Here is a 19,455-nt window from a genome sequence, read left to right on the forward strand (position 1 = left end):
TTAGGTGCGGTATATTTCAATTTGATCCAGTTTTTATTTCACATATGAAGTGATCTATCCCCTCTTCCACTGAGAGAGGTTTTACTTTGAGGATTTGAGTTGCCTTTGAGACATCCAAGGAAGAGTCCTTGGGTCTTTTTGCAATCCAGTTCATGTCATTTATACTTGCAGGTTTTAACAGATTCTTCTCAAGGTCTAGTTTCTGGGCTACAAGGGTTGCCATATCAAATCGTGATATCCTTGTTGCACCTGCAAGATGAATCACACCAAGTATTTTTCTTGTTGATATTTCTATCAGCATTTGACTAAGATTTGGGACGTACGTTGGGGAGGTATACTGATCAGTTATAATTGTAATTTCTTTTTTTGCCGTCAGGTTCTCTGCAACAAATAGTGGAAAACTCTTCTTTGTAGGATGCATTCCAAACGGAGTGCTTGTTCGTGCAATACACCAGGATGATGTCATGTCTTGTACCGCCAATTCGCCGTGATATTTTGAATATCCATAGTAATCAACGGGGTTTGGCATGTCGGATTCTTTTTTCATTCCTTTTTTTCCATCAAATACATAATCAGTTGATACATAGACAAAAAAAGAATCATGTCTTGCAGCTTGTTTTGCCAGGGTTTGGGTAGCTTTTGCGTTTATTTTCAATGCCAATTCTTTTTCTTTTTCGCAAAGATCAACATTTGTCATTGCTGCCAAGTGTATGATTACATCAGGCTTGATGTTGTCTACAACTTGGATTATGTTGTCATTATTTACAAGGTCAAGCTGGACTGGGGTGCCTTTGCTAGGTTTTGATTGGCCATAACACGAATATACTTGATGTTCTGATTTTGCCAAGTCTTGAACGACCTGGCTCCCAACCAGTCCTGCTGAACCAGTAATAAGAAATTTCATTTTTACCAGTTTACAGTCCACGGTTGTGGATGAAGTGTCTTTTCATTTGCTAGAGGCTCCCACCACTGTGGATTGTTTTGATACCAAGAAACTGTCTCTTGTAAAGCTTGTTCAAATTCGTATCGTGGTTTCCAACCTGTTGCTTTTTGTATCTTAGAGCAATCAATCGAGTATCGCTTGTCATGACCTGGCCTGTCTCCTACTTTTTCTATAATATCTAGAGGCTTGCCCATTATCTTGAGAATTTTTTCTACAATGACCTTGTTTGTAATTTCATTCCAGGATGTTATGTTATACACCTCTCCTGACTTTCCTTTTTCAATCAGGGATTCAATGGCTTGAACATGGTCTAGGACATAGATCCAGCTTCGTATCTGGTAGCCTCCATCATATAGTGGAATCTTGAGGTTTCTGGATGCCCGGATTATTGTTTTAGGTATTAGCTTTTCCGGAAACTGGTATGGCCCGAAATTGTTTGTGCATCTTGTTGTGATGCATTTTATTCCGTATGTTCTGTGATATGATTCCACTAGAAGGTCTGCCGATGCCTTTGTAGCTGAATAGGGATTACTTGGTTTTAAGATATCAGATTCATCAAAGGATTTTTTGTTTTCTGCATCTCCGTAAATTTCGTCTGTGGATACATGGATGAATAATTTATCATGTTTTCTTGTAGCTTCTAAAATAGAATATGTCCCAAACACATTTGTCTCTATGAATGGTTTTGGATTTGATATACTCCTGTCAACATGAGTCTCCGCTGCAAAATTTATTATGATATCGCTTTCCTTGGCAAGAATGGATATTGTTTCCAAGTTTTTAATATCATCTTTTATAAAATGATAATTTTTATTTTTTATAATTTCTTTCAGATTATTGATGTTTGAACCAATTGTCAGATTATCGAGATTTGTTACTATATCATTTGGTTTTGTTTGTAGATGATTTTTGATAAATGTGCTGCCAATGAATCCTGCCCCTCCGCAAACTAGTAGTCTCACGCCTTGAAGATGTCAAGATTGTTATTTATTTTGATCTGGCTTATTATCGATGTACAAAATTGTTGTCTGCGTTTTTCAATAAAGGTAGTTCAAGGTCTTTTTGTATCATGACTGGTTTGTCAGTAGGCCACTTGATGCATACATCAGGATCATTCCATAAAATTCCCCGCTCATTTTCTGGGGAATATTCAGTGTTAACCTTGTAAATTACATCTGCCTTGTCACTTGTCACATAAAATCCATGCGCAAAGCCCTCAGGGACATAGAGCATTTTATGATTTTTGTCAGAGAGTATTTCACTTACCCATTTTCCAAAAGTGGGCGAGTTTTTACGTATATCTACTGCAACATCAAGTATCTCTCCTGTAATTGCCATAACCAGTTTTGCTTGTGCTTTTGGGTTTTTTTGATAATGCAATCCTCTCAGGACGCCTTTGGTTGAATGAGAATAATTGTCTTGAACAAATCTTGTGTTCACTCCATTGGATCTAAAGATTGATTCCTTGAAGGTTTCCATGAAATAACCTCTTTCATCTTCAAACGATGAAGCCTCTACAAGTATGACATCTGGGATTTTTAATTTTGTAAACTTGAATGGCATGAATTGAGATAGAAATTACAAGATAAATATATTTCATCATATATCCATTCAAGAAAGATTCAATTTTATTAAATTGAAGAGATTGCCAATTTTCGAAAAAACAAATTTTTTACGATATTCTTCTTGTAGCTCTGTTTATACTAAATAGTACTACCGACATCAATAACAACATTAAACCAATTACAAGGGATCCCAATGCCAACATGGTTGATGGAATTGAGAAATATCTTGTCGAATTAAAAATAGATATGACTACTACAGAGTAGATAACTCCTATAACTAGAAGTATGAAGCCTGGTAATCCCAAGTATTTTAGCGGATGTTTAAGAGCTACAAGTTCTAGTATGGATCCTATCACATCACTACTATGCGATACTGGATTTTTTGTAGATGTCTTTCCTCCGGTATTATAGATAACTGTGACTTTTTCTTCAGAAATTTTTAATCCTTTTTTTGATGCATCTATTAGAATTTCAGAATCTGCACCAAACCCATCAGTTAAGAAATTAATTGAATTCAGAGCTTTTTTCGAATATGCTCTAAAACCACTTTGTGTATCACGAAAAGGAAGTTCAGAGGCCAGATTTGTAATTTTGTCAAGCATTTTATTTCCTACCTTCCTGTATGAGGGCATATCAGATTCATCATCAAATCTATATCCTATTACGATATCTGAATTTTTGTCTTGTATTGGTTTAATTAATTTAGGAGTTTCTTCAGGTAAGAATTGACCATCACCATCAATGGTGATAGCTATATCAGCATCATTTTTCCTAGCATATTGAAATAGAGATTTCAAGGCAGCACCTTTTCCTTCGTTGTGTTGATGTTTGATAACAACTGCTCCTGCCTTTTCAGCTTCTTTAGATGTTTGATCCGAAGAACCATCATCACAGACTACCACCTCATCTACATAACTCAACATTTTTTTTATGAGGTTTCCTATTACCTTTTCTTCATTAAACGCTGGAATACATGCAATGACAAACAATTGAATTTCAATCAATCATGCCTATAAAAAATATTATGAATGTCAAGAAAAGTCACTAACGCGCCTCATTGAAAATATGTTATTTTTATCACATTCAGAACTGTCATTAACCACATTTTGTGATGATTCAAATAGTTCTTTTTAATGGATATATTATCACATGAAATCTGTTCCAACAGAAATAATCAAGATAATTAAAAAGAGATTTGAGGATTATGATGATTTTGTACCAGGTAAAACGAAGATCAGATTGGTGGAACCTTCATTTGGCGCAGATGAAGTAATTGAATCACTTGACTCACTTTTAACTACCAAAGTTACCATGGGAGAAAAAGTTAAGAAATTTGAACAATTATTTTCAAAGTATCTTCATGTTAATTTTTCAGCAATGGTTAATTCTGGTTCATCAGCAAATTTAGTTGCGTTATCAGCTTTAACAAATCCAACATACTCAAAAAGACTACCCAAAAATAGTGAAGTAATTACTCCAGCCGTCACATGGGTTACAACGGTTTACCCTCTCACAAATTTGAATTTAAAGCCTAAATTTGTAGATATCAGTCTAGAAAATTTTTGCATAGATCCAGATAAGTTAGAAGAAGCTGTAACAAAGAACACATCTCTACTTCTACCCGTTCATTTATTGGGAAATGTTTGTGATATGGGGCGGATAACAGAAATCGCTAGAAAAAAAAATCTACATGTAATGGAAGATTGTTGTGAAGCTCATGGTGCGGAATTTAAAGGTAAAAAAGTGGGAACTTTTGGTGACATAGGAACTTTTAGTTTCTTTTTATCACACCATATAACGACAATAGAAGGAGGAATGACAGTAACTAATAACAAGGAGATATACGAGTTAACCAAGGCACTTAGAGCATTTGGATGGATACGCGATTTACGAAATAAGACGGCATTAAGTAAAAAATATCCGTCAATAGATCCTATGTATTTATTTGTAAATTTAGGATATAATTTGCGGCCTACAGAAATTCAAGGAGCATTTGGAATTCACCAGATTTCAAAGTTAGATAAATTTATCAAAATACGAAAAGAAAATGCAAAATATTGGACAAAGAGATTTGCAACTTATGAAGATTATTTCATACTTACTAAGGATGATCCTAGAACACATCAAGTATGTTTTTGTTATCCTATGACGATAAGAAATGACGCACCCTTCAACAGAGAGATGTTGGTTAAATATCTTAAGAAGCACAACATAGAAACAAGACCCATAATGTCTGGAAATTTACTAGAACAGCCGTCTATCAAGTATATACCTCACTACGCAAGAGGTACGCTTAACAATTCAAAAATAGCCATGCGTAATTCTTTCTTTTTTGGAAATCATCACAGAATGGGAAGAGACCAACGAGAATATATTGTAGATACCATAGCACAGTTTATAGAACGAAAACTGTGGAAACGGTAGAGAAGTTTTTAGATGTCTCAAAATTATTATTGGTGTAACAGATTAACCATTGACATAGAATGAATCTGATAGGAAAGAAAATAGTTGTAACTGGAGGTTCAGGATTTCTTGGTTCACAGATAGTTAAGATGCTTCAAGAAAAAGGGATTTCAGATATAATCGTGCCTCGTTCAATTGATTGCGATTTAAGAATTCCGGAGAATTGTTCTAAAATAACCAAGGGTGCAGATATTGTGTTTCATACTGCTGGAAATGTTGGAGGTATAGGATACAATAAGGAACACCCTGCCTCAGTGTTCTATGATAATATTATGATGGACACCTTGATGATAGAAGAGAGTAGAAAGAACAAGGTAGAAAAATTTATTGCTATAGGTACAGTTTGCAGTTATCCGAAGTTTGTGGATGTACCGTTTTCTGAAGAACAGATTTGGAGTGGATATCCAGAGGAAACTAACGCTTCTTATGGATTATCTAAAAAAATGATGCTGGTACAATCTGAATCTTATCGTCAGGAATATAATTTCAATTCCATAGTCTTAGTTCAGACTAACCTATATGGGCCAGGAGATAATTTTGATCCCAATACATCTCATGTAATACCAGCCCTCATCAAAAAGATACATGATGCAAAAAACTCTAATATTTCTGAGATAGAAATTTGGGGAGACGGAACTCCTTCCAGAGATTTTTTGTATGTTGATGATGCCGCCAGAGCTGCCATATTAGCTGCTGAAAGATATGAAAAAAGTGAACCAATTAACATAGGCAGTGGAAATGAAGTCACCATAAAAGAATTGGCGGAAATTCTGATAAAATTAATGAATGTCAAATCGCAAGTTGTATGGAATAAACAAAAACCAAACGGTCAGCCTCGTCGTTGTCTAAGCATAGAAAAAGCAAGAAGAGAAATCGGATTTGAACCACAGGTAAGACTGGAAGAAGGCTTGAAAAGAACTATAGAATGGTATGAATTACTACAAGATAGTTCAGGAAAAACCAGCATCAATTAGCATTTTTTTAAAAAATGGTGCAGTCTCTTTTGGTATATTCTTAAAGAACTTACCGGTTTTGGCTTGATAGTCATAGTGTATTTTTCCTTTTTTCGTTATTACAAGAAAACAATGAGTAACATCATGTCTGTTTGGATAGATTTTCTCATAAAATCCAACACTTGTCTTGATTTCCACATCTATACCCAATTCCTCTCTACCTATTCTTTTAACAGCAGCTTCTAGTTTTTCTCCTCTCCTCATGATTCCTCCAGGCAGACAAAGTTTTCCCTTATAGGGAGAGATAGATCGTTTGACTAGTAAAAATTTCCCATTTTTTATTAAAATTAAGTCTACGCAACAAAATGGAAAATATGACTGGAACTTGTGAAATAAAGTATCATCAGGTCTTTGCATATAAATATGAGAAAAATGATCTTAATATTTTAAAATTTATCACAGGTTTGAGAATTTCAGAGTTTGATTATAGATTTCTAATGGCAATATAATTAAGATGATATACTGGAAGCAAAATTAAAAACATCAATGATAGGTTTGTTTTTCTCATTTAATCCAGTCCATTGTAAAATTTCATATTCTGTGAAATTATGACTAGATTGATTATAAAGACCAAAGATCATAAGATTTTTCTTTTAATTTTGCTCATTAGTTTTAGTGTTTATTCATTTACTTCACATGGACACAGGGCAACTCCAGACGAATATTTTCCATTTGTTCAAGCAGATCAAATAGTAAATAATATGCCTGCACAAGACAATATTCCACCAGAAGTACGTCTTTTCATTCAAAATCATGGTTATTGGAATGGCACTGCATCTATCTGTAAAAACGGAATACTTTGCTCAGAGACTCCCATAGGACATGCTATATCATACATGCCTTTTCTCATAATTGAAAAAAATTTTCATATCATTCCAAGCTATGGTTTTAGTACAAATGATTTCAATGATTCTTTTTATGTATGGTGGAGAAATAGCGAAACCCATGAGGAAACTTTTACTTACCTATTTTATGGTCCCGTCATAGCTTCCTTATCCGTAGCTGTTTTCTATTTAATCTGTCGTACGTATGAGTATAGTCAGAAAACTTCTGCTATTGTTTCTTTTGTATATGCATTTGCTAGCATAGAATGGGCATATAGTACTACTGCTTTTAGTAATGTAGAAAGTGTTTTATTAATTTTAACAGCGTTTTTATTTTATAGAAGATTTAAGAAAAACTATTCGGCCATTAACCTATTTTTTATGGGTCTGTCACTAGGTTTTGGTGTTACCGTAAGATATGACATGGGAATTTTTGTGGCAATACTGGTTGGATATGTTATTTATGACATAATGAGAACATCTAACAAACTAAAAAACATTACAAGTTTTGCTATACCTTTAGCTTTTTTTGCCATCATATTGGAATTGGTAAGTATAGTAAGATTTGGACATGGATTCTTGGCTGGTGCTGTAGAAGGTTCTGTGTATGGTTTTGCATATGCCACCGGTGTGGTGATAGGACACAGTACTCCCATTCAGGTAGGAATATTTGGTTTATTATTTAGTCCAGGTGCAGGCATCTTTGTTTTCTCACCCATCTTGTTTAGTGCATTCATTTCTTTATTTGATTTTTACAAGAAAAATAGAGAGGATTGTATTTTCATATTGAGTTATTTTGCAGCATTATTGATCTTCTTTGGTACATGGTTTCATTGGCATGGCTTTATTGCCTGGAGTGCTAGATACATGCTAACAATAATACCATTTTTAATAATCCCTCTAGGAGCAAGTATTCAAAAAAGAATCAACATACCTTTCAGGCTGTTTGTAATCATCACTTCTATAGTAGGATCTTTTTTTTCCTTTGCTTGGTTAATTCAAGATGTAACTTGGTTTGTGTGGGGCCAAATGGGAGGTACAAAGGGTTTATTCGGATTAGATCCAATAGGAAAGTATCCACTTCATCTCGATCCATCAGTTTTTTGGACGTTTCAGAATAGTCAGTTAACACAGTCAATAATATTGGAGTTTAGTGGTCTACAGGCAGATTTGTATTTATTAAAAATCTTAGGCCCAATTTTAACATCAATAGTACTTTCCATAATATTGATACCATCACTACTCTATTTGAAATTATTAATAAAAGAAGAAATAATTCCTTTAGATAAAGAATCTAATACCTAGTACTAATTTAATTCGTTATGAGAATAGGAATAACAGTAGACTACGGTTCACTGGCAAAAGCTACTAGTTTGAACCTTATTGCGAAAAAGGTATTTCTCGAGATGGGTAAAATTATGAATATAGAAAAAACCTTCACGATAGCTGCATTAAAGTATGAGGACATAGGTATTGGTGACTTTAACGAACATTTTGATTGTGTAAGCATACCCAACATGGGAGGATACAAATTTCCGCGCGAGGGATCATTATCATGTAACAATCTCATGATAGGCTTAATTGGAATTGATGAGGTTATTTTAGGCGAACAGGTATACAGAACAAAAGAAGATTGGAAAATCAATAAACCAATAATAGAGAGAGAAGTTCCCAAATGGGAAAGATTTGGAGATCATGTAATGACAATTCATGTAGCTTCAAACTCCGAAAAAGAACAAATGATACAATATCTGAGAATTCCGGAAGAAAAGATACATGTAATTCCATTAGGAGTTGACCATGATCAGTTCAAGCCACCACCAGATAAATTTAAAGCTAGAAAAAAAATTCTTGGAAAATTCTTCATACGAGATTCTCCATATTTTATTCACTTAAGTGAAACCAATTTTGCCAGAAAGAACATACTTAGAATGTTAGAGGCTTTCAAGAAGGCACGCGGAGAAGGCATTAAACAAAAGTTGATTATAGTAGGAAAAATGGAACCTCAGGTATACAATGCCGCAGAGTCCATAGATGGAGTAATAATACTTGGATTTGTTTCTGAAGAACACTTAGTAGAGTTATTACAGGGAGCAGACGCATTAATTTTTCCATCACTGCATGAAGGATTTGGTTTGCCAGCAGTTGAAGCAATGTCTTGTGGAATACCAGTAATTACTTCCAATGTATTTGGTCTTCCTGAGATAGTCGGAGACGGAGGAATGTATGTTAACCCTTATGATACTTCTGACATAGCAGATAAAATTATTGAAGTTTCCAGAAATGAAAAATTGAGGTTGATCTTAGCAGATGGTGCATTAAAAACATCAAGAAAATATTCATGGCAAACAACAGCATCAGAATTATTAAAATTGATAAGAACTACTGTAAAATATGAGAATAATTTTGATTATGATGAATCACTTGATTTGTCTGCTTACAGAACACTTACTACAATTTGCAACATAACTCCTGGTCTCAGAGAAATATCAGGACAAGATCTTATTCAGTTTGACTATTCAAGAATCATACCATGGGCAAGGGAAGTAGGATTAGAAAATCCAGACGTAAAGGATTTTCTTTTACCATTCAAAGAATGGTTGATGACGCACTCAAATTAACACAAATTTTGATGAAATGACTCTCAAATCAAGATACAAAAAATTTTTGAAACTTTCAAGATTGGCATCTGTGACAATACGTGAGTTTGGATTTAGTTATTTTATCAATGCAGCATATTTACAATTGAAAAGAGAAAAATTGGCAATTTTTTCTCCTGATCCTGATTTTCCTAGAAAAGAGCAGCCATATTCACAAGTTAAAGCATATCATGAGTGGTTAAGAATTCATCAAATACATGCCTTCGAAGAAAAGGAATTTGAGGAAGAACTATCAAAATTCTCCAAACTTCCTACAATTGCAGTTATACTTCAAGTTACTGAAAGAAACAAAGACCAGTTAAAAGAATCATTAAAATCTATCATTTCACAGCCGTATAGAAATCTAAAGGTATACCTTCACTCCAGTGATGAGGACATTCGTGATGCTTCCGAGTTGATGTCATCAACCAAATCAAGTATTTCACATCAAATTCTGATTACATCAAATGATCTAAACCAACTTTGTATGTCAATTAATGAGGATTACATGATGTTCATGACATCTGGAGACCTTTTGACAAAAAATGCATTGTATCTAATAATCAAGTCTTTGAACAGTACAAATGAAAACTATGATATCATATATTCTGATGAGGATCAATTAAGTGAAAATAGAAGAATAAATCCTTTCTTTAAGCCAGACTGGTCACCTGATCTTTTTTTGAGTTATGATTACATATCAAACTTTTATCTAGTGAATTCGAAGATTTTTATTCAATCTGGAGGTTTTAATGATAAACTGCTTGAAACAAACCACTATGACTTGCTTTTACGTTTGACAGAAATTACAGATAAAATATGTCATATTCCAACTGTACTAATAAGTTGTGAGAAAAGGATCCGTTCTGCAACAATTTATGAAAAAGAAGTTTTGGAAGTTCTTTCAAGAACACTAAAACGTAGGAATTTAGAAGGAATTCCGAAAAAAGGAAAGATAGAGAATACCTTCAAGATTGATCTTACCTTGAAAAACGAACCAAAAGTATCCATCATAATACCAACAAAAGATAATTTTGATTTACTTCAAAGATGTATCAAAACCCTCAAGATCAAAACTTCGTATAAGAATTATGAAATAATCATAATCGATAACAATAGTTCCAACAAGGAGACATTGTCTTATCTTACATCTTTACCACATAATATAATTAGATATCAACATCCTTTCAATTTTTCTAAAATGAATAATTTAGTTGCATCTAAATTGTCAACAGATTATTTATTATTTTTAAACGATGATACTGCAATACTTGAACCAGAATGGTTGACAGAAATGGTAAAGATTTGTCAGCAAAAAGGAATAGGCATAGTAGGTGCAAAACTAGTTTTTTCAAATAATATGATACAACATGCAGGAATGGTAATACTACCATCAGGTGCTGGTTTTCATCCTCTACAAGGAGTCAACGGTAACAATCCAGGATATTTTGGATCTCTAAATACAGTAAGGAATTGTTCTTCTGTAACAGGAGCTTGTCTTCTCATAAAAAAAGAAGTTTTTGACATGATTGGAGGTTTTGACAATAATTTTGATCTTTATTATGGAGATACGGATCTTTGTTTAAAGACAATAGAAAGAGGATACAGAGTAGTATACACACCATACGCTAGGATACTACATGAGGGATCTAGTAAAATTAAGGAACATTCAACCAGATTTTACACAGTAGAAAACCATTATCATTTTGTAAAGAAATGGCCTATGGTCAAGAAGGGAGATCCGTTTTACAATCCAAACTTAACGTGGGATTATAAAATTGATATCAGTTAGTTGCCCTTTGACTGTATTAATATTAGAGAAACTTCAAGATTCAAAATGAAGAGTGTTTATGATAAAAGAACAAAAACATAACGAAAATCAAGTTAGGAAATACAAGGAGTTTCTTGATACCTTATATCGTGAGGTTCTCCTGAGACCCCCTGACAAAGAGGGTCTTGAACATTACATAACCTCACTTGTGGAAAAACGTATGACGTTGAGAGAAGTAACAGAATCAATCATAGAATCAGATGAGAGTAAGAATATAGCATACTTTAGTCATTATTCAGCACAATTTTGGAATCATTTGGATGAAATCAAATCTTATCTCAATAGACTTTCTACAGGCGATGAAAATACTAACTGGATGCAAGACATTCCAAAACGCTTTAAACAATACATACCATTTCACAAGGTGCTTGTTGTAGGATGCGGTAATGGTTGGGTAGAGCGCACGCTATTTGATCTTGGAATAGCCAAGCATTTTGATGCTTTTGATATTTCAGAGGAATATTTGACAACAGCAAAAGAACAAAAAGGAAATAGACCCATCAATTATTTTATTTCTGACATAAATGAGATGAAGAATATTTCAAATGCAGAATATGACGCTGTTTTTAATGTAGCAATCCTACATCACGCCGAAAATATAGAATATGCATTAAAACGACTCACCGAGGTTTTGAAACCTAATGGTCTCATGTTCAATTGGGAATATGTAGGACCTTCAAGGAACCAATATTCTGAAGAACATGTAAAAAGGATGCAAGAGATAATGGAATCCTTACCAGTTAAATTTAGATCAACCCATTCATTACGTCCTCCAATAGAGAATTTTCGTGTAGAGCCGACAGAAGCCATTCATTCGGATTTGATACGACCCCTATTTTCAAAATATTTTGATATAATTTATGAAAGAGATTTGAATGGCGGGATAGCATATCAAATACTTTGGAATAATATTGATGAGTTTAAAAAAGGAGATAAAGATGCTGTAGAACATCTAGAATTTTTAATAAATAAAGATAATGAATATACGCAATTAAAAAAGGTGCCAGTTCTTTTTTGGTATTCAGTTGGGAAACCAAAAAATGAATTGCACAATAAATAAAGAAATCAATTTGAGGTAGAATTCACCAAGGATAATAAATTGAACTTCTCTTTCTGAAAGAGAATTGGTTCAGAATAGAATTTCAAACACATACTAACTGTGTTGTATAAATAGAGTGAAACCTAAAATCAAATAATTTGAGTAGAACAAAGTTTCCAGTTAAATTGGAACAAAATGATGTTTTATATTTTCTTCATATACCAAAAACTGCCGGCACAACATTTACATCTGTTCTTGATAGTTTTTTTGATTATCAATCAATATTTCCTGAACAGGTATACCGAAAATTGATATTAGATCTTCCTGAGGATTTTACAAAGTATAAGCTGATACGTGGTCATTTCGGTCACACAATATACAAAATAATTCCACAAAATATTCTTTATCTAACCATGTTACGTGATCCTATACAAAGAACAATCTCATACTATGATCACATGAAGCTTGCACCTACAACTAACAATTGGGTACATGAAAACTTTCTTTCAGAAATAGAAACTTCGGATTCTGCATTACAAGATCCCAAAAAAATTCCAGTGTTTACTAATTACCAAATTAGACACCTAGCTGTTGATTTAGACATAAGATCTATTGCACAATACTATAAAATGAATAAAAGAGCTTTTTTCTTTGACACAGTAGAGGAATTTATACATCCAGATATTTCTGATGAGTTATTATTACAAACCGCCAAACAAAGACTCTTAGAATTTTCATTTTTTGGATTAGTTGAAAGATTTGAGGAATCATTATTTTTGTTGTATTATACTTTTGGGTGGAAACCAATAAGATCTATTTGGAATTTAATGGTAGCACCACGTAAGACCAGCATGCACGACATAAGTGAACATACTATGAAAATAATCAAGGAATATACAAAGTTAGATTATGAATTATATGAATATGCTAAAGAATTGTTTGAACAGCGCCTTTTTCAAATGATGGATGATCTTAAAGAAAGATATTACAAGCCTAATCTAGATAAGTTATCATTTAGGGAAATGATGTATGTGCTCTTAGAAAAACATTATGAGGAACACTTTGACTATCACTATGAAAACAGTACCAGTTCTATCAATTTTGATTTTAGTCAAAAAATGTTTGGAACCGGATGGTTTAGAAGAGAAATTAATGATGCGGCAAAAAAATTTTACAGATGGACCGGACCAACAACGATATCAACAATTGATTTACCTCTTTCTCCAGAAAGTGATCTCAGAATTCAATTACGTATTATCGGACAAGCGTCTATAGAAATTCGTGATAGTTTAAGACTTTTGATTAATGGAGTGTCAATGGAAAGTTTATTTCTGGTCCAAAATATCCATAATCCTATTTATCCTGATATCACACCATTAATTATAGAGACAATAGTGTCTAAGGAATCACTGAAAAATGATAAGAAATTTACTCAGTTGACATTGATGATTAAAGATACACTAAATCTCCGATCCTTGAATCCTGGTTATGAAAATAGAGAGGTAGGAATTGCATTAGATAAGATCACTATTATTCCCATCGTTTCAGCAGAATATGAAAAAAATGTTAAAGGTAGAATCTCAAGATATTATACAGAATACCTGAGACGAAAACCTGATTTTGAGGGTTTGGAATATTATTTTGCACAAATCATGAACGGAATAATCAAATTAGAAGATATGCCACAAATACTACAGGATTCATCAGAATTTCGAAATATTAGATAATAATTTTGTGCTATTCTGATAACCTTTTTACTAAATCTCAAAACACAAATGTGGATTAACCTAGTTTCTTTGTAATAATGGATAACTCTATAGATTTTGGTATCAAGTTTGCATCTATTTGATCATCAGTCAGGATTCGTTTTGCATTTAATTTCTTTTGTTCTTTAACAATATATTTTAAATTGGAAATATTCCATTTAATTGCTCTCAAAAACTGTATGATAAAGCCTTTTTGAGGTTTGAAAATATCATAAATTATAGCATCAATTAAAATTAAGAAAAATATAACTGGAAGTCTACGCATTTGAGTTGACAGAGAATAATTCTTTTGACATAAATAGAGTCGATTTTTTATTATAAAATAAAATTTTCGTGGATTTATATCATAAAAAGAATGACCCACATCATGATAAGAAATGGCTTTTGAAACATGGCTTATTTTATAACCGAACATATTGATTTTCCACGATAGATCAACATCTTCATAATACAGAAATAACTTTGTATCAAGCCCAATTGACTCAAATAATTTTTTTCTTAAAATGAATGAAGAACCATCATTATAAAAAATTGGAAAGTTCTTTTCTAAATTCAGAGACTCATATAAAGACGAGCCACGTTGTATTACGGCACCATATTTATCCATCATACCTCCTGCACTTTGAAGAGAACCATCAGGAAGCAATACATTACCTGACGCCGAAACGATTTTGTCATCTTTAGAAAATGATTCAAGTAAAAAACTGCACCATTGGGGATCAAGATATACATCAGCATTCAGAATTGCAACATATTCTCCAGATGATTTTGAAACACCTTGTATGATAGCTGTTGCAAAACCTTCATTAGTGTTATTTGAGATTAATTCAATTTTTTCATCAATATTACAAAATCGGCCAGCAATTGACAAGGTATTGTCAATAGAATTATTATCCACTATAATGATCTCATGGAATTTATGAGATTGTGAAAGAATAGAATCCAGACATTTTTCAAGATATTTTTCACTGTTATAACTCACTACCACATAGGATACTTTTTCACATGACATATCTTACTCTTATTTGTAAATGTCTTATTTACTCTTTTAACAAATTATCGAATATACCTCTAAGACATTCATGCAAAATAGAGAATACTAATATGGAATTTGAAATTGAGAGCAATTGGTAGAACTATCTGGCCAATATTAGAACAAAACTTTGGAAAGGAAAATCTTTGATATATAATTTTGCAATATCAGATCTTAAAATAAGATATAGAAATTCCATATTAGGATTCTTTTGGACATTTTTAGAACCTTTGTTAATACTTGCAACGTTATACATCATATTTACCAATTTATTTAATTCCAAGATAGAACATTTCCCCCTATACATTCTTGTGGGAATAATAATGTGGAATATGTTTGCAAGAGGTACTCAGACTGGATTAGGCAGTATTCTCACCAGAAGTAGCATACTAACACAGATTTATCTTCCTAGAGAAATTCCTTCACTAAGCTCCGCACTTACAGCATTATTCATGTTTTGTTTTGAAATGATGGCATTTGCTGTTTTCCTCATAGCGTTTCAATTCATTCCACCAATAACTGCTCTTCTTCTTCCATTCGTAGTATGTCTTGAATTTATTTTAATTGTGGGCATATCTCTTCCTCTCTCTGTTTTGAATGTACGCTATAGAGACATACAATTTATTTGGACTGTTGTTTTACAATTAGGATTCTTTCTCACTCCAATATTCTACAAATCGGATATTTTGCCTTCAAAAATTCAAGATATACTTTACTTTTCTCCCATGGTGAGAATTATCGACATGACACATGATCTTGTATTATACAATACTATTCCAAGTAGTGAATCAATACTAACTTGTCTTGCAATAGTACTAGCAATATTTGGAACAGGATACATTGTGTTTAAAAAGCTAGAACCAAAAATAATAGAGGAATTATAGATGTCAGAAATTTCTATTGAGGTAAAAGATGTTACCAAGACCTTCAGAATTTATCATGAAAAACGGAATTCAGTCTTTGAAGCATTAGTTGGGTGGTTCAACAAAAAAAAATATTATGAGGATCTACAAATATTGCAGAACATTAATTTTACAATAAAAAAAGGAGAGATGTTTGGCATAATAGGTAGAAATGGAGCTGGAAAGACTACTTTGCTTCGTATTATTTCAGGAATTTATAAGCCAGACACAGGAACCGTTAGAGTTAATGGATTGTTAATTCCACTCTTGGGCTTGGGCATAGGTTTTCAATTAGATCTTACCGCTAAAACAAATGTGGTTCAGTACGGAATTCTATTAGGATTCAAAAAGAAACAGATACTTGAAAGAGTAGATCAAATAATGGAATTTGCAGAATTAGAAAAGTTTGCAGACACGAAATTAAAAAATTTTTCATCCGGGATGTATTCAAGATTAGCATTTTCTACGGCAGTGCAAGTAGATCCTGATATTCTTATTCTGGATGAGATTCTTTATGCAGGTGATTTGTCATTTCAACAAAAGGCATTTGATGCAATAATTTCATTTAAGAAAAGAGGAAAGTCCATATTGTTAGTTACTCATGATATGAGACCAGTTCAAGATCAATGTGATAGGGCAATGTTTCTAAATAATGGAAAGAGTGAGTTAGTAGGTACGCCAAGAGATGTAATTGAAGCATATACGAAATCTTTACATCTAAAATAATCGTAAAAACATGCAGTTGCATGAAAGGAAGATTTTGTAGTTATTCAAATATTAAAGAAAATGCAGCATTAGATTTTTAACAATCTACGCATAGCAATTCTGTGAGGTAATAGTCATTAAACGAGCATTAATTACTGGTATTACTAGCCAGGATGGGGCATATTTAGCAAGATTCCTCCTTAAAAAAGGATACAGAGTTTTTGGAACATTTAGAAAATTATCATCACCGAATAATTTTTGGAGGCTACACTATACAGGAGTTTTTGATAGAGTAAATTTGATTCCTGTAGAAATGACAGATGTGGAATCACTATCACATGCTGTAAGAAATTCAGATCCTCACGAAGTATATCATTTGGCTGCTCAGAGTTACGTCAGTGTTTCCTTTGATCAGCCTTTATATACATATGATACAACTGGTTTAGGCGTAATCAGAATTCTTGATGAGATGCGAAAATTTAATCCAAAGATCAAATTCTATCATGCATCATCAAGTGAAATGTATGGTATAGAAAAATCAAAAATTAAAAATGAAAAAACCTCATTTCATCCTGTCAGCCCTTACGCAATTGCCAGAGTATTAGGATATTGGACTGTCAATATGTATAGAAATAGATATGACATGTATGCAACGAATGGAATTCTTTTTAATCATGAATCTCCAATCAGAGGAGTAGAATTTGTAACTAGAAAAATTTCTAACGGAGTGGCAAAAATTTCTCTTGGATTAGAAAAAACATTGAAACTAGGTAATCTTTCTGCAAAAAGAGATTGGGGTTATGCCCCAGAATATGTGGAAGGAATGTGGAAAATGTTGCAACAAAAGAAATCTGATGACTACATACTTGCTACAAATAGAGTGCATTCAATCAAGGATTTTGTTAACGAAGCATGCAAAGTTGCAGGTATTTCCATCTCCAAGATTGAGTCATCTAAGGAAAACTTCCGTCCTTTTGATGTCCAATATATGAGAGGCGACTATACTAAAGCTAGAAAAAAGATAGGATGGAAGCCTAAGACTTCGTTAAAGAACATAGTGAAAATAATGGTAGAAGAAGATATCTCAAGATGGAATAGATGGCTGAAAGGCGAACAGTTTCCATGGGATGTAACACCAGATAGGCGTTCGGTTAAGATATAGAATTGGAGACAATTTCTTGTAACTATCTAATCAAAATTATAAAAGACAGGAGTATTTCTTAGAAAATAACGAATTTGTATAATTTACTAATTCAAATTAATATCCGACATTACTTTTTGAACTTTGTTAAAATTCCTAACGGCATAAAAAAATTCTATTTTGGGCATTTTGCTTCCACTAAAAGCAATTAGATTTTTCAATAAAGGGTTTAACATTTTTAAAAGAATAGCAAAAATTAAGTTCCCCATTCTTGTATTAAAGAATCCGAGCAGTTTCATTAGAAAAACTCCTTTTTTATTTAGAGGCAATATTACTACTATTTCTTGGCCTTCAATCTTGTTATAATAGAAAGCAAATACTGGGACATAACCAATTTTGATATGCGTTTTAATTGAGACTACATTAGTAGGTTTGAAAACTCCCACCATAAATGAAATATGTCTTTTTTTACATTCTTCAAGTACTTCGTTTAGTAATTTTTTTGCCAAACCCTTGCCACGAAATTCTTCAAGAATTTCAATTCCATTCGAATTTAATATTCCACCGACAAAACACACTCCTATTATCTTCTTGTCAATTTCTTCAATTGCTAGGAACCTAGAATTATTACAATTATCTAAAATATTAGATGAAAATCCGCTTCGTACAAGCAATAGCCTTGTATTTTCATTTACTTCTATTATTGTCATCTATCTTAGAATAATTGTGCTGTTATTTAATTTTCATACACCTATTTTTTGGATTTATTGACATGACACAACTTTAGAACATGACTTCTCGCACTGATGAAAATCGAAAATTCTTCAGCAATGATTCAAATTTTTTGGTTGCGTTATCTAATCCCCAATAGTAATGCCATGCATATTCAGGTACTCTAGGCATATGGGGATCTAGATCTTTTGGATGAATGTAAATCATGGCAGGAAAACCAGATTTGTTTATTTTAGCAATTCCTAGTTTTAGAAGACTAGTTGGCCAAAATCTTAGATGGAACCCTCCAGCAATAGGGAGGTTACCTAAAAAAGGAATACGCAGTGTTGCCATAGGAATTTCAAGTAAAGGACCATTTAGTTCTTCCTTCAAAGGATTTTCGTTAGATATCATATATGGATTCCGTATAGCATGAGATATGCCATAAAGAGGAGTCTTTGTGGGAAATATGCTTGAATCATATTTTAGATATTTTTTCATAATTTCAAAAACCCAGAGATTATTTTCTGAGATTGAAAAAAATGGCGCTCTAAATCCAAGAACTTTTTCGCCTCCAATCGTCCTAAGTATTTCAAGTGATTTCACAAGGTCTTGTTCGAATGAATCCTTAGTCATGCTTCTAAGATCCATATGATAATATCCGTGGCTTGATATTTCGTGACCTTTAGACACTATCTCTTTTATAAGTTCTGGATGTTTTTCAGCAATATATCCTAAAGTAAAAAAAGTAGCACGTATCTTATACCTATCAAATAAATCAAGTAGAGTTTTTGTTGTCATGACTACTCTACTTTGAAATTTGTTCCATGTATGAAATGGAAGATCACAATAATAGTCTTCTAGATCCACAGACATCATA

At 32.9% G+C, this 19,455-nt stretch carries 18 protein-coding genes; 10 read left to right on the forward strand and 8 right to left on the reverse strand.

Going from position 1 to position 19,455, the window contains the following annotated elements; translation table 11 throughout:
- Positions 1–16: 16 nt before the first annotated feature.
- From rfbD to NSIN_RS00970, 4 genes are all read right to left on the reverse strand, one after another.
- Positions 17–904, reverse strand: a complete 888-nt coding sequence (rfbD, locus tag NSIN_RS00955; RefSeq protein ID WP_101008934.1) for a dTDP-4-dehydrorhamnose reductase — start codon at positions 902–904, stop codon at positions 17–19.
- 2 nt (positions 905–906) lie between these two features.
- A complete protein-coding gene (gene rfbB / locus NSIN_RS00960) occupies positions 907–1,905 on the reverse strand; it encodes a dTDP-glucose 4,6-dehydratase (RefSeq protein ID WP_101008935.1) in 999 nt (332 codons plus the stop codon).
- Between the two features lie 43 nt (positions 1,906–1,948).
- On the reverse strand, positions 1,949–2,506 hold the full coding sequence (gene rfbC / locus NSIN_RS00965) for a dTDP-4-dehydrorhamnose 3,5-epimerase (protein ID WP_101008936.1): 558 nt from the start codon (positions 2,504–2,506) through the stop codon (positions 1,949–1,951).
- A 109-nt stretch (positions 2,507–2,615) separates the two neighbouring features.
- Entirely contained in the window at positions 2,616–3,497 is an 882-nt protein-coding gene (locus tag NSIN_RS00970) for a glycosyltransferase family 2 protein (RefSeq protein ID WP_101009020.1), read from the reverse strand.
- Positions 3,498–3,657: 160 nt separating this feature from the next.
- On the opposite strand from NSIN_RS00970, the gene NSIN_RS00975 reads away from it, so the two are divergent.
- Positions 3,658–4,932, forward strand: a complete 1,275-nt coding sequence (locus NSIN_RS00975; protein ID WP_101008937.1) for a DegT/DnrJ/EryC1/StrS family aminotransferase — start codon at positions 3,658–3,660, stop codon at positions 4,930–4,932.
- Positions 4,933–4,991: 59 nt separating this feature from the next.
- Positions 4,992–5,945: a GDP-L-fucose synthase family protein gene (locus NSIN_RS00980; RefSeq protein WP_101008938.1), complete on the forward strand. Its 954-nt coding sequence runs from the start codon at positions 4,992–4,994 to the stop codon at positions 5,943–5,945.
- On the opposite strand, the gene NSIN_RS00985 is transcribed toward NSIN_RS00980, so the two are convergent.
- Complete coding sequence (locus NSIN_RS00985) at positions 5,922–6,341, reverse strand: NUDIX hydrolase (RefSeq protein WP_101008939.1); 420 nt, start codon at positions 6,339–6,341, stop codon at positions 5,922–5,924. The two genes, NSIN_RS00980 and NSIN_RS00985, sit on opposite strands and share 24 nt — an antisense overlap.
- Before the next feature lie 191 nt (positions 6,342–6,532).
- Here NSIN_RS00985 and NSIN_RS00990 point away from each other — a divergent pair, with 191 nt between their 5' ends.
- From NSIN_RS00990 to NSIN_RS01010, 5 genes are all read left to right on the forward strand, one after another.
- The gene (locus NSIN_RS00990) at positions 6,533–8,113 is read left to right on the forward strand and encodes a glycosyltransferase family 39 protein (RefSeq protein ID WP_101008940.1); all 1,581 of its coding nucleotides are present in this window, start codon (positions 6,533–6,535) and stop codon (positions 8,111–8,113) included.
- 17 nt (positions 8,114–8,130) lie between these two features.
- Entirely contained in the window at positions 8,131–9,429 is a 1,299-nt protein-coding gene (locus NSIN_RS00995; protein ID WP_101008941.1) for a glycosyltransferase family 4 protein, read from the forward strand.
- 16 nt (positions 9,430–9,445) lie between these two features.
- Entirely contained in the window at positions 9,446–11,239 is a 1,794-nt protein-coding gene (locus tag NSIN_RS01000; protein ID WP_101008942.1) for a glycosyltransferase family 2 protein, read from the forward strand.
- Positions 11,240–11,297: 58 nt separating this feature from the next.
- Positions 11,298–12,338 (forward strand): methyltransferase domain-containing protein, encoded by a 1,041-nt coding sequence (locus NSIN_RS01005; protein WP_101008943.1) that lies wholly within the window; start codon positions 11,298–11,300, stop codon positions 12,336–12,338.
- Positions 12,339–12,502: 164 nt separating this feature from the next.
- Positions 12,503–14,044, forward strand: coding sequence for a sulfotransferase family 2 domain-containing protein (locus tag NSIN_RS01010; protein WP_245871864.1), 1,542 nt, complete (start codon positions 12,503–12,505; stop codon positions 14,042–14,044).
- A 55-nt stretch (positions 14,045–14,099) separates the two neighbouring features.
- Here NSIN_RS01010 and NSIN_RS01015 read toward each other — a convergent pair whose 3' ends face one another.
- Positions 14,100–15,095, reverse strand: a complete 996-nt coding sequence (locus tag NSIN_RS01015; RefSeq protein WP_101008945.1) for a glycosyltransferase family 2 protein — start codon at positions 15,093–15,095, stop codon at positions 14,100–14,102.
- A gap of 167 nt (positions 15,096–15,262) precedes the next feature.
- Between NSIN_RS01015 and NSIN_RS01020 the strand changes: the two genes are divergently transcribed.
- The 3 genes from NSIN_RS01020 to NSIN_RS01030 all read left to right on the forward strand — a co-directional run bounded on the left by NSIN_RS01020 (position 15,263) and on the right by NSIN_RS01030 (position 17,885).
- Positions 15,263–16,000 carry an ABC transporter permease gene (locus tag NSIN_RS01020; RefSeq protein ID WP_165775212.1) on the forward strand — a complete coding sequence of 246 codons (738 nt, stop codon included), beginning with the start codon at positions 15,263–15,265 and terminating at the stop codon, positions 15,998–16,000.
- Entirely contained in the window at positions 16,001–16,744 is a 744-nt protein-coding gene (locus tag NSIN_RS01025) for an ABC transporter ATP-binding protein (RefSeq protein ID WP_101008947.1), read from the forward strand.
- 130 nt (positions 16,745–16,874) lie between these two features.
- Complete coding sequence (locus tag NSIN_RS01030) at positions 16,875–17,885, forward strand: GDP-mannose 4,6-dehydratase (protein ID WP_320410661.1); 1,011 nt, start codon at positions 16,875–16,877, stop codon at positions 17,883–17,885.
- A gap of 86 nt (positions 17,886–17,971) precedes the next feature.
- Here the strand turns inward: NSIN_RS01030 and NSIN_RS01035 are convergent, their stop codons facing one another.
- Positions 17,972–18,574: a GNAT family N-acetyltransferase gene (locus tag NSIN_RS01035; protein WP_101008949.1), complete on the reverse strand. Its 603-nt coding sequence runs from the start codon at positions 18,572–18,574 to the stop codon at positions 17,972–17,974.
- A 73-nt stretch (positions 18,575–18,647) separates the two neighbouring features.
- Complete coding sequence (locus NSIN_RS01040; protein WP_245871856.1) at positions 18,648–19,376, reverse strand: polysaccharide deacetylase family protein; 729 nt, start codon at positions 19,374–19,376, stop codon at positions 18,648–18,650.
- Positions 19,377–19,455: the final 79 nt, after the last annotated feature.

This window comes from Candidatus Nitrosotalea sinensis (assembly GCF_900143675.1).
Classification (GTDB): Archaea; Thermoproteota; Nitrososphaeria; order Nitrososphaerales; family Nitrosopumilaceae; genus Nitrosotalea; species Nitrosotalea sinensis.